Origin of the sequence: Microcoleus sp. CAWBG640 (assembly GCF_020883015.1) — a bacterium.
GTDB classification, from domain to species: domain Bacteria; phylum Cyanobacteriota; class Cyanobacteriia; order Cyanobacteriales; family Microcoleaceae; genus Microcoleus; species Microcoleus anatoxicus.
Window position 1 is genome coordinate 42,991 of sequence record NZ_JAHRFC010000039.1, and the last position, 14,272, is coordinate 57,262.

The 14,272-nt window shown below is 44.8% G+C and carries 15 protein-coding genes; 2 read left to right on the plus strand and 13 right to left on the minus strand.

All coding sequences use genetic code 11. The features are described 5' to 3' along the window. Positions 1-67: 67 nt before the first annotated feature. From AAFP11_RS18955 to patD, 13 genes are all read right to left on the minus strand, one after another. Complete coding sequence (locus AAFP11_RS18955; protein ID WP_341738459.1) at positions 68-964, minus strand: hypothetical protein; 897 nt, start codon at positions 962-964, stop codon at positions 68-70. A 56-nt stretch (positions 965-1,020) separates the two neighbouring features. Beyond that, positions 1,021-2,004 carry a hypothetical protein gene (locus AAFP11_RS18960; RefSeq protein WP_341738460.1) on the minus strand — a complete coding sequence of 328 codons (984 nt, stop codon included), beginning with the start codon at positions 2,002-2,004 and terminating at the stop codon, positions 1,021-1,023. A 250-nt stretch (positions 2,005-2,254) separates the two neighbouring features. Next, positions 2,255-2,767 (minus strand): GNAT family N-acetyltransferase, encoded by a 513-nt coding sequence (locus tag AAFP11_RS18965; RefSeq protein ID WP_341738461.1) that lies wholly within the window; start codon positions 2,765-2,767, stop codon positions 2,255-2,257. Then, positions 2,758-3,159, minus strand: a complete 402-nt coding sequence (locus tag AAFP11_RS18970; protein WP_341738462.1) for a DUF1778 domain-containing protein — start codon at positions 3,157-3,159, stop codon at positions 2,758-2,760. The genes AAFP11_RS18965 and AAFP11_RS18970 overlap by 10 nt, the downstream gene beginning before the upstream one ends. A 76-nt stretch (positions 3,160-3,235) precedes the next feature. After that, on the minus strand, positions 3,236-3,841 hold the full coding sequence (locus AAFP11_RS18975; RefSeq protein ID WP_341738463.1) for a Uma2 family endonuclease: 606 nt from the start codon (positions 3,839-3,841) through the stop codon (positions 3,236-3,238). Between the two features lie 64 nt (positions 3,842-3,905). Further along, a complete protein-coding gene (locus tag AAFP11_RS18980) occupies positions 3,906-4,514 on the minus strand; it encodes a Uma2 family endonuclease (protein WP_341738464.1) in 609 nt (202 codons plus the stop codon). A gap of 126 nt (positions 4,515-4,640) precedes the next feature. Beyond that, positions 4,641-5,162 carry a hypothetical protein gene (locus AAFP11_RS18985; protein ID WP_341738465.1) on the minus strand — a complete coding sequence of 174 codons (522 nt, stop codon included), beginning with the start codon at positions 5,160-5,162 and terminating at the stop codon, positions 4,641-4,643. A gap of 594 nt (positions 5,163-5,756) precedes the next feature. Continuing rightward, positions 5,757-5,963: a glycogen debranching protein gene (locus tag AAFP11_RS18990; RefSeq protein ID WP_341734958.1), complete on the minus strand. Its 207-nt coding sequence runs from the start codon at positions 5,961-5,963 to the stop codon at positions 5,757-5,759. Between the two features lie 79 nt (positions 5,964-6,042). Next, positions 6,043-6,528: a GNAT family N-acetyltransferase gene (locus AAFP11_RS18995; protein WP_341738466.1), complete on the minus strand. Its 486-nt coding sequence runs from the start codon at positions 6,526-6,528 to the stop codon at positions 6,043-6,045. A 102-nt stretch (positions 6,529-6,630) separates the two neighbouring features. Then, positions 6,631-7,704, minus strand: coding sequence for an RNA polymerase sigma factor, RpoD/SigA family (locus tag AAFP11_RS19000; RefSeq protein ID WP_341738467.1), 1,074 nt, complete (start codon positions 7,702-7,704; stop codon positions 6,631-6,633). A gap of 96 nt (positions 7,705-7,800) precedes the next feature. Then, the gene (locus tag AAFP11_RS19005; RefSeq protein WP_341738468.1) at positions 7,801-9,756 is read right to left on the minus strand and encodes a dipeptide ABC transporter ATP-binding protein; all 1,956 of its coding nucleotides are present in this window, start codon (positions 9,754-9,756) and stop codon (positions 7,801-7,803) included. A 156-nt stretch (positions 9,757-9,912) separates the two neighbouring features. After that, entirely contained in the window at positions 9,913-10,494 is a 582-nt protein-coding gene (locus tag AAFP11_RS19010) for a zf-TFIIB domain-containing protein (RefSeq protein ID WP_341738469.1), read from the minus strand. Between the two features lie 23 nt (positions 10,495-10,517). Further along, positions 10,518-10,940, minus strand: a complete 423-nt coding sequence (gene patD / locus AAFP11_RS19015; RefSeq protein ID WP_341738470.1) for a heterocyst frequency control protein PatD — start codon at positions 10,938-10,940, stop codon at positions 10,518-10,520. 359 nt (positions 10,941-11,299) lie between these two features. On the opposite strand from patD, the gene AAFP11_RS19020 reads away from it, so the two are divergent. Further along, positions 11,300-13,576: a bifunctional (p)ppGpp synthetase/guanosine-3',5'-bis(diphosphate) 3'-pyrophosphohydrolase gene (locus AAFP11_RS19020; RefSeq protein WP_341738471.1), complete on the plus strand. Its 2,277-nt coding sequence runs from the start codon at positions 11,300-11,302 to the stop codon at positions 13,574-13,576. Between the two features lie 31 nt (positions 13,577-13,607). Further along, positions 13,608-13,787, plus strand: coding sequence for a hypothetical protein (locus AAFP11_RS19025; RefSeq protein WP_341738472.1), 180 nt, complete (start codon positions 13,608-13,610; stop codon positions 13,785-13,787). Positions 13,788-14,272 lie beyond the last annotated feature (485 nt).

The window sequence follows — 14,272 nt, forward strand, 5'->3', positions numbered from 1 at the left end:
AATTTAGATTGATTTTAGATAAAAGAGTAATTTTTATGACACACCCTCCTACATCTTACAAATCGCCCTACCTCCTCACTGGCTGAAATCCCTGCACAAAAGTTATCCAGCGCGGTACTTTATTACCTGTAATATCTAGGATGGGAACGTTGAAACTGCTGACAGAGGGGCGACCGATTTCACCAGCCGAAAAAGTAACATTCGTAGGTTCTGATTTACCTAAACCATAGGCACTAGCTATTTGATTAGCAAGTCGGCAGGTTATTACAAAACTTCCCATATTAATCGTGCCACCTCCAGCCTCGTAATTCCATGTAATACCGGGTGTTAAAGTCCCCTCCTGACACATAAAGTGAGTGACTTCAAACATTTTAGCAATGTGAACATCATATCGCCTTAAGCGTCCTCCATAGGCCGATGCTGTGGTATCACTTTCTGGTACTACAATCGATCCAAATCCTTCGTCAAAACCAAGCTTCATCGGTAGTGCTGTGGAACTTGTAAGCGGTTGATTCGTTTGGGGTTGTACGCGAGTCGATGACATCTGTACTGGTTTGACAAATTGACTATTAGCGCGAACGAAACAACGTTGCACCCCACCAGTAGCGTAGTTTTTTCCTACAAAAAGCCAAGGTAAACCCCTGCTATCGTTGAAAGTACCAGCAGCATTACTAGGAAAGCTTTCAAAACGCTGTCCCTGTTTTAAGACACCAACTAAAGACCAATTAAAAAACTCAAATGGAGTGCGGTTGTCAGCACGCATAAGTTCTTCAAAAGAAGAATTTGTCATGCGACAATTTAACCCATTTGGATCTGGATCTACTACTTCCCAATAAGTATGATAAGCTCTTCCCATATAATCCCCTTGATTATTAGGACTTGGGAGAGGTGCAGTAGAACCCAGTTTAGCTGTTCCTAATACCAGAAGTGTTGCAAGAGTAATGGTTCTTAATTCTTTTAACATGGGTATCACTTTTTAAATACTACATTTGTTGGCAATCAAATAGTCCCCACATTTAACTAGCGAGGCCCAGCTTCAATTGCAGAATTGGCTATGTTAACGAGCATTTTCTCTTGCCCATTCTTCATCGTTACTCGGTACAAAACGCCTTGATACTGCCATTCAACTAAGGCCGTGCAATAAGCACCACAACCATTATAAAAAACTCCTTGTGTTCGGCCTGCTAATTGAATGGTTTTGAATTCACTCCTAAATCCTCTGATCGGTGGTTGGGCTGGTTCTCCACCTCTTTTTGCTGAAATACTCCCGATATAGCATGGCGTAGCGCTGCAATTAGGTATGTGGCCCATTACAACGCTATAGCCCTGTGTTTCGACTCGGTTTTTCAAGTAAATTTTTTGTGAGAATGGAAGCTGACTGGGGAGAAAAATTGGGACTCTCGTCTTACCTTCCATGTGCGAAACAATTTCACTAACTGGAAAAGAAATACTCGATCGCGAATTACCACCTTCAGAATTAGCAGACTGAGGGCGAAACCCTTGCACAAAATTAGTCCACCGCTGAATTTTATTACCAGTAATATCTAAAATAGGAATAGAACGAGTCCTTGATATTGGCCGCCCAGCCTCCTCCTGAGAATATTCGATCGCAGTACGCTCTGGTTTCCCTAAACCATAAGTATTAGCAACATCGCTAGCCAATTGACAGTTGATTCTGAATTGCCCCATGTCAATTTTACCATTTCCAGCGAAGTAATACCAAGTCCTACCGCCAGCGTTGGGTATCTCCTGACAATCAGAATATGTCACTTCAAACATCTTGGCAATATGCACGTCATAGAGGCGCAACTGACCCCCATAAGCAGATTTTGTGGTATTGGTTTCTGACACAGTAAGGGTATAGGTTCCTTCTGCGTGTTGTAATCTCATTGGAACTTGTGTTTGAGCGATCGCCTCTGGTATCCTCTGAATAGGAGTTCCGAAAACCCAACTCAAAGTAATAATAGCAAAGCTGCTTAGGAATAGTTGTTTTACGCCTCTCATTTGTTCCTATAAAACTATTGGATAGTTGTATTATAGAGCCTTAATTTAACCGAAACAGGACTTATCTGCGTCGATGCAAAAAAACCGGGTTCGATCCAAATTCTCGATCTATTTCACCACGCCCCAAGTGTTTTAGGAGTCGAGATAGCAATATTACTTGAGAGTCTTGTGGAAGTGCAAGAATCTCAGCTTCCAGATTTTCAAGTGTCATAGTATTTAATAATTTTCCGATACATTAACTCTCTCATAATTATAATTCATTTCTAGCATCATTAACTGTCACCATAAGTGTCATCGGATCGATAGGTGAAGCAGTAAACCCGCACTTCTCATAAAACTGCTTTGCCTCTTCCGAAATAGCGTGTACCAAAATTGCCCTTATTCCCGCAATTTCAGCAGCTTGCAAAGTGCGAAGGATAGCATCTCGCAGCAAAGCACGCCCGATACCTTTACCTTGCCAGTGCCGATCGACTGCAAGTCTTCCAATTACTATAACTGGAATTGGATCTGGCATATTACGCCTAACTCTACCTGTTGCAGTAGTTTGTGCTAGTGCGCCATTAGCAAGACAGTAATATGCAATAACCACTTGGCCAGCGCAGACAACGTAAGTCCTTGAAGCACCCTCTAACTCATTTTTTAAAGCACGACGTTTTAACCATTCATTTAACTCATTGTTATCTGAATTAAAGCTGTCAATTTGATGTGATAAATTCAGTTTTTCGGGAGGAGAAAGCTGCTGTCGATCTTGTTCTAATCCCATGGATATTTAGTTGTTAGTAATGTGTGTAGCTTTTCATTTCCCATAGGTTGAGCATCTAGCAATGCCACAAATTCCTTAAATTTAACTTCATCTAACCCAAAAAAACACCGGTCTAAAAGAACATCTTGGGCTTTTTGATAAGCTGACTCTACCATGAACTCTGAGGGACTTTTTCCTTGTATTTGAGCCGCGCGATCGATTAAATCGCTTTGAGGTTGATTCATTCGGATATTGATTATCGTATCGCGCTTTTGGGCATCCTCACCCCCGATAGATCCAACTTCTCGATCTATTTCACCACGCCACAAGTGTTCTATAAGTCGCGATAGTAGTGCTGCTTGAGAGTTCTTTGGAAGTGCAAGAACCTCAGCTTCAAGATTTTCAAGTGTCATAGTATTTAATTATTTTTTGATACATTAACTCTATCATACTTTGGGATGAAGAACTATAGCCCGATCGCCCAATTAATTAAAACGCCAGTTTTTGAAATAACTCCGCAACCGGAAGAGTAAAGCCGGAGACGATTTCTTCGCCATCTAGGGAGTCAACGGATTTGAGCAGGCGATCGGGTTCTTGGGACGATCGATACACCAACACATACTTTTCTTTAGGGTTAATCACCCAAACTAAACGCGCTCCATTTTCAAAATATTCTACGAGTTTGTCGTGAATTTCTGCCACAGTATTGCTAGGAGAAAGGATTTCTACGGCAAGATCGGGCGCACCTTCTAAAAAGCCATCGGGTAGTTCTTCTAACCCTTGCAAGCGTTCTTTTGCCATGAATGAAACATCGGGCGATCGCTTGTTTCCTGATTTCATCTTGAAAGCAGTGCTGGAATCGAACATCGCGCCTAGTTTTTGAATGCGGACATAACCACCGAGCAAAATCATCAAGATACTGCAAACATAACCGTGTTTTGCACTCCTGTTTCCCATGTCAATTAGTTCTCCATTTACAATTTCGTAGCGGTGTCCATCTCGGTTGAGTGCCATGAATTCAGCATCAGTCCAGACTTTTTCCTCTGCTGGGGTTTCAAGTTGGTTTTGCCCTGGATGTTGAATTAGAGTAACCATAGCTTTCTCCTAAACTTATATTTTTAGTTAAACATGATTCATTTCAAACTTGAAAAAATCGCCCTTAAAGACTAATCCGGCGGTAGACTTCAGCCATCGGAAGCTCTATATTCAAGCTGTGCAGGACGATCGCCCGATCGAGCCCATCGTACACTTGCCATTGCCAGCGATCGCTATTTGGGCGATCGAGATTGTGATATTGCTCAATATATGGTTCAGTTTGACTCACCAGCAGATATTCACAGAAACTAGCAATAGAGCGATATTTTCGGAACTTTTCACCGCGATCGTAGGCTTCCGTAGATGGCGAAAGAACCTCGACAATCAGTAAAGGATTGAGAATTTCGTCGGTGCGAGATCCATTGAATTCCGGTTCGCCATCAATTACCATAACATCGGGATAAGTGCCGTGATTGAAGCTAGGAATCCAAATTCGTAAATCGCCGTTATAGGTTTGAAAATTGGTGTCTCGGAGAGCCACGTTGAGAAAAGTCGTAGTATCTACGGCAATACGGCTGTGAGCGGGGGAACCTCCGGGCATAGCGATAATTTCTCCGTTACAATATTCGTGACGTTCTTGGGCAGTTTCCTCGATCGCCCTATATTCATCTAGAGTGAAGCGAGTCTTTGTCGCGTCGGTCAGATTTGGTGGGTTGGTTTGAGTAATAACCACGATCGCACCTCCTAAATAATTAGACTTTAAATAATTATGGCTTACAGCTAGATAATTGTCTCAACCCAGAAGCGATCGGATTTGTAGAAATTTATCTTTCATCAATTTTACCCGATCGCCTATTCATTATTGAGGGCGAAACCTTTGCACAAAATTAGTCCACCGCTGAATTTTATTACCACTAATATCTAAAATAGGAATAGAACGAGTCCTGGATATTGGCGGCCCAGCTTCTTCCTGAGAATATTCGATCGCAGTACGTTCTGGTTTCCCTAAACCATAAGTATTAGCAATATCGCTAGCCAACTGACAGGTAATTCGGAAAGAACCCATGCTAATTCTACCATTTCCGGCGTAGTATTCCCAAATCCTAAAGCCAGCTTTGGGTATTTCCTGACAATCAGCATATGTCACCTCAAACATCTTGGCGATATGCACGTCATAGAGGCGCAACTGACCCCCATAAGCAGATTTTGTGGTATTGGTTTCTGACACCGTAAGGGCATAGGTTCCTTCTGCGTGTTGCAGTCTCATTGGAACTTGTGTTTGGGCGATCGCCTCTGGTATCCTGTGAATGGGAGTTCCGAAAACCCAACTCAAAGTAATAATAGTAAAGCTGCTTAGGAATAGTTGTTTTACGCCTCTCATTTGTTCCTATAAAAATATTGGATAGTTGTATTATAAGTCTTACAACAATCATTAGTGTTGGGTTTATTTCCTGTTTTAGTAACGCAATCCAAATCTAAGAAACCGGTTTCTGCGATAATTTACGCATCCTCATCGAAATTTACTGAAGAAACCCGGTTTCTGACTTCCCAAGACTCCAAAAAACCGGGTTTCTGGCTTCCCACAAATCGCCTAAATTCAACTAAACCAAGCTAGCCACACTGGAAGCATCAACAGCAACCCCACAGAAGTTATGGCAATACTGCAAGCTAACAAATCGCGATCGAGTTCATAGACTTCTGCTAAAATCTACACAGAAAGTGCCGTGGGTGTTCCCGACATCAACACCAGCACGAGTCTCGGATCGCCACTCAATCCGCAATAACTAGCAGCCAATCCTATGAACATGGGGACAATTATTGCTTTTAACAGCAATATGTTTTTTCGTTGGCGGTTGTTTATGATATTTTTTACCGCAGAGGACGCAGAGAGCGCAGAGAAAGAGAAGTGAGAGATGAATGATTTCTATGTTAATGGAGGAGTTGAGATTAATTGAATGATACTGAATTACACTGATTAATTCAATTTCAAAGCATTAACAGGTACTTCATCCCAAGCGCTGACAGTGCGCAATGTAGCAACCCAGCCCTGTTTTTTTTGTTCTGGGGTTAAATTTTGTTCAAAAGAATCATGGCATTGTTTAGCTTGAGTCTCATTGACACAAGCAATGCAAGCATACAGAATGCCTGATGGATCGATTTGTTCGTTTACCCAAATAATCATAATTTACTCTCCTAATTTACTTTTTTTTCACAGGCAAGATGCCTGTGCCACTTGTTTTTAACTCCTAGCTCGATCTGAATTACTTTGATGCCAAAGTCGCCAGAGATTCACCCGCCAGCCGACAAATCCGCCAGTCGGGCATCACATTAGCACCTATGCCTTTGTAAAATCCGATCGCCAATTCATTCCAATCCAACACACTCCATTCCAAACGCCCGCAGCCGCGATCGACTGTCAATTGCGCTAAATATACTATTAAAGACTTGCCAATTCCCCGCCCTCGAAACTCAGGGAGGACAAACAAATCTTCCAAGTAAATTCCCGGCTGAGTCAGAAAAGTAGAATAGTTGTGAAAAAATAGCGCCCACCCCACGACTCGACCTTCGGACTCTGCTAAAATTGCTTCGGCAAAAGGTCGATCGCCAAACAAATGGTTCTCCAAATCCACAGCACTGCCCGTGACAGCATCCGATAACTTTTCGTACTCAGCCAAAGCTTTAATCAAATCAAACAACACGGGCACGTCTGCCCGCGTAGCTGGACGCAAAATTATTTCAGAAGACATAAACCAGCATTAAGTGACAATCAAACATCAAAATACCATTATTTCTTAGTCCGCGGAGGCGGACTTTGTTTCTGTAGTAGCGGTTTCAACCGCCGAATGATCTTATTTCAGCCATCCCTTTAAGCGTTCTGTCACTTGAGGTCGCCGGAGTTTCCGCATCGCCTTATTTTGAATTTGACGGACTCGTTCGCGGGACAAATTGAACAAACTACTCACCTCTTCTAAAGTGTAAGGTTCCCCGGTTACTAAGCCATAACGCATTGCCACAATCTCTTTTTCCCGCTCTGTCAAAATATTGTCCAACACCTCCAAAATATCTTGGCGCATCATCATCTCATTCATTTGAGCTTCAGGAGATTGCGTCACGCTATCTTCTATCACATCCAACAGTTCCGAACTTTCTTCCGAGCCGATACGGTGGTTGAGAGACAAAGATTGTCGGCGTACTTGCTGGAGGTAACGAAGTTGTTCCGAAGTAACTTCCATGGCTTTAGCAAGTTCAGCTTCGGTGGGATTGCGTTGGAGAGAGCGCTTAACATCCCGATAAACTCTTTTTAGCTTATTTAATTGTTCGACAATGTGAACCGGCAATCGAATCGTCCGCCCTTGATTGGCAATTGTGCGAGTAATTCCCTGGCGAATCCACCAATAGGCATAGGTAGAAAACTTGTAACCTTTCTCAGGATCGAATTTTTCGGCTGCTCGATTTAAACCCAAAGCGCCTTCTTGAATTAAATCCAGAAAAGGTACGCCCCGATTCAGATAGCGTTTGGCGATGGAAACCACCAACCGCAAATTCGAGCTAATCATTTTCCGTTTCGCTGACTGACACTGATACCGGAGATTTTGCAGTTGAGTTTCGCTCAAACCCAAAGCCGCTGCGAGTTCAGCTTTTGTGGCACTTCTCCCCAATTCGTGCTTCAAATTCTGTTCTAGTTCCTCAAGGGCTACTAATTCTTGGACGCGACGAGCTAATTCTACCTCTTCGGTGGCAGTCAGCAGGGGATAGCGAGCCATTTCCTTGAACAAAGCTCCGACGGGATCGTCGGCAGACCAGTTGTTGTATGCTGACGAGCGAGTTAAAGTCGGAAGATCGATCTCGATGTCTTCATCTTCTGCGATCGCGAATGAGGCTTCCGGTGCCACCGCAAAACTGCCTAGGTCAGATTCTGCCATATGGTGCTTGGTGTCGGTGGAATGATTTCAAATGTCTGCCTTTACTTTAACTAATTTAAAGCCAAATTCCCGAAATCCCCCATTCAAAATCCAAAATCAATTGGTTCGAGCCAATAAAGGAGCAGCTTGCAACAACTGCTGAGTGTAAGGGTGCTGTGGATTCGTAAAAATATCCCTAGTCTTGCCAATTTCCACAATTTTGCCAGCATTCATCACTGCAATGCGATCGCAAAAAAATCGCGCCACCCACAAATCATGGGTAATAAACAAATAAGTGAGATTAAATTCCTGCTTCAATTCCAACATCAGTTCTAAAACCTGGGTTTGAACACTCGCATCCAGCATACTCACCGGTTCGTCGCAAATAATCAATTGTGGGCGAGTAATCAAAGCGCGAGCGATGGAAACCCGCTGCTGTTGTCCTCCTGACAATTCCGCTGGATAGCGACTCCAAAAATCTTCCCCAGGAGTCAAACCCACCCGTTCTAACATTTGGATTACTTGTCTTTTAGCTTCGCGGGTATTAGCTAGTTTGTGAATCAATAAAGGGTCAGCAATACTTTCTCCCACAGTCATCATCGGATTCAAACAAGCGTGGGGGTCTTGAAATACCATTTGCATTTGGCGGCGGTGTTTCCTCACAGCATCCCTAGTCAGGGCTGTCAAATTTATTCCCTGAAATTCCACTTTGCCACCCGTCGAGGGAATTAGCTGCAAAATCGTCCGTGACAATGTACTTTTGCCACAGCCTGACTCCCCTACCAGCCCTAGGATTTCTCCCTTTTCTAGCTGGAAATTAACCCCATCTACTGCTCTAATTACATCACGTTTCCCAGAAAATAACTGTTCTAATAAATTGCTTTCTAAACTGTAGTGCTGCTGCAAATTTGTCACCCTCAACAGAGGAGAATTGCTTTCCTCGTTCCCCCCTTCCATGGGGTTAGGGAGGGATGAACTTTCCCCCCTTGGGAGGGGCTGACTTTCCCCCCTTGGGGGAGACTGAATTTCCCCCCTTGGGGGAGACTGAATTTCCCCCCTTGGCAGGGGTTGACTTTCCCCCCTTGGCAGAGGCTGAGTTTCCCCTCTTGGGAGGGGCTGACTTTCCCCCCTTGGCAGAGGCTGAGTTTCCCCTCTTGGGAGGGGCTGACTTTCCCCCCTTGGGAGGGGCTGACTTTCCCCCCTTGGGGGAGACTGAATTTCCCCCCTTGGGGGGGGTAGGGGGGGGTTATCTTCTCCCGGTACGGGGTTGTATTCTTCCTTCTGAATGTGCAAAGCTGCTTTTAAGAGCGATCGAGTATATTCGTGTTGTGGTTGTTGAAAAACTTGCTCCACTGGTCCGGTTTCTACCACTTTGCCACCATACATCACCGCAATGCGATCGCAATACTCAGCCACCATCGCCAAATCGTGAGAAATCAACAAAATAGCCGTTCCCCGTTCAGCACAAAGTCGCGTTAATTCCTGCAAAATCTGGGCCGCGACAGTAACATCCAAACTGGTAGTTGGTTCATCCGCCACAATTAATTTAGGTTCGAGCAAAAGAGCCAAAGCAATTGCCACTCTTTGGCGCATTCCGCCACTAAATTCATGAGGAAATTGCGACCAACGAGAAGCAGGAATTTTTACAGATTCCAAAACTTCAATCGCCCGTTTTTTAGCTTCCTTTCTTGACAAATTCGGTCGATGAGCCTGCAAAGTTTCAATACAATGTTGACCGACAGTCATCAAAGGATCGAGGCGAGTCATGGGGTCTTGAAAAATCAGTGCCACAGCTTCGCCCCGAAACCCTCTGAGTCGCGAAGCATTCATTTCAAATATTGACTCTCCACTAAACAGAACTTGCCCCTCAATCAGGGTTGACTCCGGCAGCAAACGCATCGCCGCCCGTCCCAAAGTTGACTTGCCGCATCCCGATTCCCCAACTAATCCCAGCTTTTCCCCCGGTTGCAGTGTCAGGGAAACGCCGTCAACGGCCCAACCGGATTGGCCACGGCGCTGAGGATAAGCTACTCGTAGATTTTCAACGCAAAACAAAGAATATTCATTAGTCATTAGTTATTAGTCCTTAGTCCTTAGTTATTGGTTATTTGTTATTCGTTGTTTGTTATTCGTTGTTTTTTTTACTCTCAACAGTCAACAGTCAACAGTTAACAGTCAACCCTTCGACTACGCTCAGGGCGGCGCTGTCAACTGTCAACTAACAAAGGACTAAATTTCCTTTCGCTTCAACTCAGCTTTCCGCAGTATATAAGTAGCCGCACAATCTGCATGGGGATGGTCTGCTAAAACTTCTGCAAGTTCCAATACATAGCCGGCGATGTCTGGACCTAGCTTTTCTATCAGGACTTGGCGCTCCCTTTCCGCCAGTTCCTGCAAGCGGGCTTTAGCTTGCCAGGTGGGAGAAAACATTTGGTCAATCTCGGTGTGGAATCCCAGACTTTCGAGAAGGTCCCACTCGCCGTTATCGCACCAAATTCCCCCGCATAGCGTACACCGCTCTATGTAAAACGGTATTCTGCTAAAAGGAACTTTTGTTCGCGACAGATAGTGACCATCTTCGGGACACAGGGCGGCTTTGCTGTCGTAGGGAGATGGTGTAAATTCTATGCCGACGGTGGCTGTCTCCCGTTTGTCGGATTTGAGGGACCACTGGCGCTGGTTTTTTTGCCAAGTTTCGTATTCTCGGCCTGGAATCCAGATACCATAACAGTTGGGACACCATTGCACCGAAATAGCACCGGCTAATGTGCCACCCTCTAAGTTGGGATGTTTGCATTTTGGACATTCCACGGCTTTAATTTCTCCTTACCTGCTCAATTCTTGGTTAACTCAGTTGTTAATTCTGCCTTTTGGGCGGTATCTAAAGCTACATAATTTTTGGGCAGCAGCACACCACAGTAGCCAATTAGCGTGTTAATCCTCTCCATTGCCGCAGTTTGTCTGGCTGTCGCTGTCGCTGGCTGGCGGGATGCTTGCAAAAATGTGACATCTGTACCCAACATTCGCAGTTGCTTGTGAATTTCCGTCAGATAGGACTGTTCTGCGGGTGTTTCTGAGGACTCTAACTCACTGTTGTCGGTTGTCATAATTTGGTTTCCGAAAAATTGTTGCACTTTTTTGTATTCCGCCATCAGTGCAGCTCGATCGAGATTATCCTGTGCAGCAGTTTTTTGGAGCTGCTCTAGTGCTTGCTTTAATTTGTGATACCCCTGATAGCGATTTTCGGACAAGATCATAATTTTGTAAATAAATTTCTATTTATAATCAAAGTAGATTTTTTCTTAAAGTTAGTGAGATTTTTTTGACGGGAGGGCATCTCTCGATCGCCCTTGTCTGACCTCTCACTGCCCAAATATTCTGATTCTACAGTATCGGTCTCCCGTAAGGGCGGCCATAGTGTCACTATATTTTCCTCCCTGGGAGGGGGGACGATATGGAATTTAATCGCTATAGTTGACAAAAAAAATTGACTCTTTTTGGCGATTGCAACTTCTGACATCTAATTAGTTTAGTATAGCTAAACACATATTTTTGGCAATTGAACCGATAGTGGACTTTTCACCATTTGTATTTGTAAGTTTTAAAGGTGCCTACCATGAATGCTCAAACTCTCACTCCTGCTATCGATCCTGCGATCGTTCCCGATTGGCTACAAGAATGCCTGAATGCCCGATCGACCCTAGAAGCAGACTCTAGCTCCCATTGTCCCACTGGCAACAACTTAATTTGTCAGGCCTTTGAATTTGCCCGTGACTTGCACGAAGGACAATACCGAAAGTCAGGAGAACCTTACATTTGCCATCCGATAGCTGTGGCTGGGATGCTACGCTATATGGGTGCTAACAGTGCGATGATCGCAGCAGGCTTCCTCCACGACATTGTTGAAGATACAGACGTGACTGCCGAAGACTTGGAACAAAAGTTCGGCTATGAAGTGCGACAGTTGGTGGAAGGGGTCACAAAACTTTCTAAATTTAATTTTTCCAGCAAAACTGAACGCCAAGCTGAAAATTTTCGGCGGATGTTTTTAGCAATGGCTAAAGATATTCGAGTCATTGTCGTCAAGTTGGCAGACAGACTGCACAACATGAGGACTTTGGAGCATCTGCCAGAAGAAAAGCGTCGCAGCATTGCCCTAGAAACACGAGAAATTTTTGCTCCCCTGGCGAATCGTTTGGGTATTGGTCGGTTTAAGTGGGAATTGGAAGATTTAGCTTTTAAATACCTGGAACCGGATGCTTACCGCGAAATTCAGGATTTAGTGGCTGTCAAACGGTCCGATCGCGAAATTCAACTGGCAGAAGTTACAAATAGTTTGCTAGAAAGACTTGAAAAATTAGGCATAAAATGCTATGAACTTAGCGGCCGTCCCAAACATTTGTACGGGATTTATCGGAAGATGCAGCGCAGTCAAAAAGGGTTTCACCAACTTTATGATATTGCTGCGGTGCGGATAATTGTCGAAACTAATGATGACTGTTATCGAGCTTTGGCGATCGTCCACGATTCTTTCCGCCCCATACCAGGCCGCTTTAAAGATTATATCGGTTTACCGAAGGCAAATCGCTATCAATCTTTGCACACAGGAGTAATCGGAACCAGCGGCCGGCCCATCGAAGTGCAAATTCGTACAGTAGCAATGCACCACATCGCAGAATACGGGATTGCTGCCCACTGGAAATACAAAGAAACAGGTGGTTCTAGCAATACGAAAGTCACCGGAGACGACGAGAAATTTACTTGGCTGCGGCAACTGCTAGAATGGCAAAGCGATCTGAAAGACGATCGGGAATATTTAGAAAGCATTAAAGACAACTTATTTGACGAAGATATCTATGTTTTTACTCCCAACGGAGATGTCATTGCTCTCAATAAAGGTTCCACACCCGTAGATTTTGCTTATCGCATTCACACCGAAATCGGCAATCATTGCACCGGGGCGCGGGCGGGCGGGCGGATGGTGACACTAGACACAGTTTTAAAGAATGGCGATATAGTCGAAATTATGACTAAAAAAAATGGTAGTCCCAGTTTAGACTGGCTGAACTTTGTCAAAACAAACGGAGCGAAAAACCGCATTAGACAGTGGTTTAAGCGATCGCACCGAGATGAAAATATCGCCCGCGGCCGGGAATTATTGGAGAAAGAATTAGGCAAAAGTGGCTTTGAATCTTTGCTCAAATCCGAACCGATGCAATCAGTAGCCCACCGCTGCAATTACCACAGCGTCGAAGACTTATTAGCTGGTTTAGGCTACGGTGAACTGACATTAAATCTGGTAGTAAATCGCATCCAAGATTTGGTAAAACTCCGCCAAAAAGTTGAGGTGGCAACCGTGGGTTCAGCTCAGGAATTGCCCACGCAAATACCTGTGATGATGCCACCGAAACCAGTGCCGAGTTCATCTCCGAACAAATCGCCGATCGCAGGTGTTGAAGGATTACTTTACCATTTGTCAGGCTGCTGTTGTCCAATTCCGGGGGAAGCAATTATTGGAGTTGTGACTCGCACCCGTGGCATTTCTATTCACCGACAAGGTTGTGTAAACGTTGAGTGTGTGCCGGGGGATCGGTTGGTTCCTGTGAGTTGGAATGCGAGCCCTCGCAATGGCAGTCGCCCGAATACTTATGCGGTTAATATTCAAATTGAAGCCCTAGACCGAGTAGGAGTTTTCAATGATGTATTATCGCATTTAAAAGACAATCAGGTCAACGTCCGCAGCGCTCAAGTAAAAACCTATCCCGGTTTTCCAGCCTTAATTGACTTGTGCATGGATATCCAGGATAAAGAACAGTTCGAGCGCACTTGTATGCAAATTAAAAATATGAGCGATATTTTGAATTTGCGGCGGCTCAGTCAAGTGACTGAATAGGGAATTGGGCATTGGGAATAGGGCATTGGGCATGGGGAATTGGGCATGGGGAATTGGGGATTGGGAATTGGGCATGGGGAATTGGGCATGGTTAGTTGTTAGTTGTTATTTGTTAGTTGGTAATATTACCCGAAATCAGGACAAGGCAGTGCCCATTGGTGTCAACTTAAGCCTGAAAGCCCTGAGAAATCTGGTTTTTACCCCAGTCTAGATCCCCCTCTTCCTCCCCTCCAAGGAGGGGCCGGGGGTGGGTTCCGGGGCATTGGTGTCAACTTAACGTCAAACCTAGTCACAGATTGCTGTTTGACTATTAAATCCAGATCCCCCCTAGCCCCCCTTCCCAAGGGGGGGACAAGATTCCGATCAAAGTCCCCCTTCCCCCCTTGGGGGGGGCTAGGGGGGGGTGGGGATTTAGGGGGATCTAGACTTAGGTAAAAGCGACATTTATCAAGGCTTTCAGTCTTAAGTTGACACCAATGGTTCCGGGGGTTCCCGCGATCGCCCCATCGCCCCACCTCCCCATCTCCCCATCTCTCCCTCTCCCCCTCTTCCCATCTCCATGCCCATGCTTATATCCCACATTCCGCACCCCCAACTGGCACATAGGCGGGTTGAGGGGGTAAAAGTGAATCATCCGAGACAAAAATGAGTAGAAATGCTCAACTATCTCGGTCACTCAACATCACCCAGTAGTCC

What these genes read in the sequence shown, in the direction of transcription:
- AAFP11_RS19000 (WP_341738467.1), bottom strand. Translation starts at nt 7,704, where the DNA reads ATGGCAGAATCTGACCTAGGCAGTTTTGCGGTGGCACCGGAAGCCTCA.
- AAFP11_RS19025 (WP_341738472.1), top strand. Translation starts at nt 13,608, where the DNA reads ATGGGGAATTGGGCATGGGGAATTGGGGATTGGGAATTGGGCATGGGG.
- AAFP11_RS18985 (WP_341738465.1), bottom strand. Translation starts at nt 5,162, where the DNA reads ATGAGAGGCGTAAAACAACTATTCCTAAGCAGCTTTACTATTATTACT.
- AAFP11_RS18990 (WP_341734958.1), bottom strand. Translation starts at nt 5,963, where the DNA reads ATGATTATTTGGGTAAACGAACAAATCGATCCATCAGGCATTCTGTAT.
- patD (WP_341738470.1), bottom strand. Translation starts at nt 10,940, where the DNA reads ATGATCTTGTCCGAAAATCGCTATCAGGGGTATCACAAATTAAAGCAA.
- AAFP11_RS18960 (WP_341738460.1), bottom strand. Translation starts at nt 2,004, where the DNA reads ATGAGAGGCGTAAAACAACTATTCCTAAGCAGCTTTGCTATTATTACT.
- AAFP11_RS18995 (WP_341738466.1), bottom strand. Translation starts at nt 6,528, where the DNA reads ATGTCTTCTGAAATAATTTTGCGTCCAGCTACGCGGGCAGACGTGCCC.
- AAFP11_RS19020 (WP_341738471.1), top strand. Translation starts at nt 11,300, where the DNA reads ATGAATGCTCAAACTCTCACTCCTGCTATCGATCCTGCGATCGTTCCC.
- AAFP11_RS18965 (WP_341738461.1), bottom strand. Translation starts at nt 2,767, where the DNA reads ATGGGATTAGAACAAGATCGACAGCAGCTTTCTCCTCCCGAAAAACTG.
- AAFP11_RS19005 (WP_341738468.1), bottom strand. Translation starts at nt 9,756, where the DNA reads ATGACTAATGAATATTCTTTGTTTTGCGTTGAAAATCTACGAGTAGCT.
- AAFP11_RS18975 (WP_341738463.1), bottom strand. Translation starts at nt 3,841, where the DNA reads ATGGTTACTCTAATTCAACATCCAGGGCAAAACCAACTTGAAACCCCA.
- AAFP11_RS18970 (WP_341738462.1), bottom strand. Translation starts at nt 3,159, where the DNA reads ATGACACTTGAAAATCTTGAAGCTGAGGTTCTTGCACTTCCAAAGAAC.
- AAFP11_RS18955 (WP_341738459.1), bottom strand. Translation starts at nt 964, where the DNA reads ATGTTAAAAGAATTAAGAACCATTACTCTTGCAACACTTCTGGTATTA.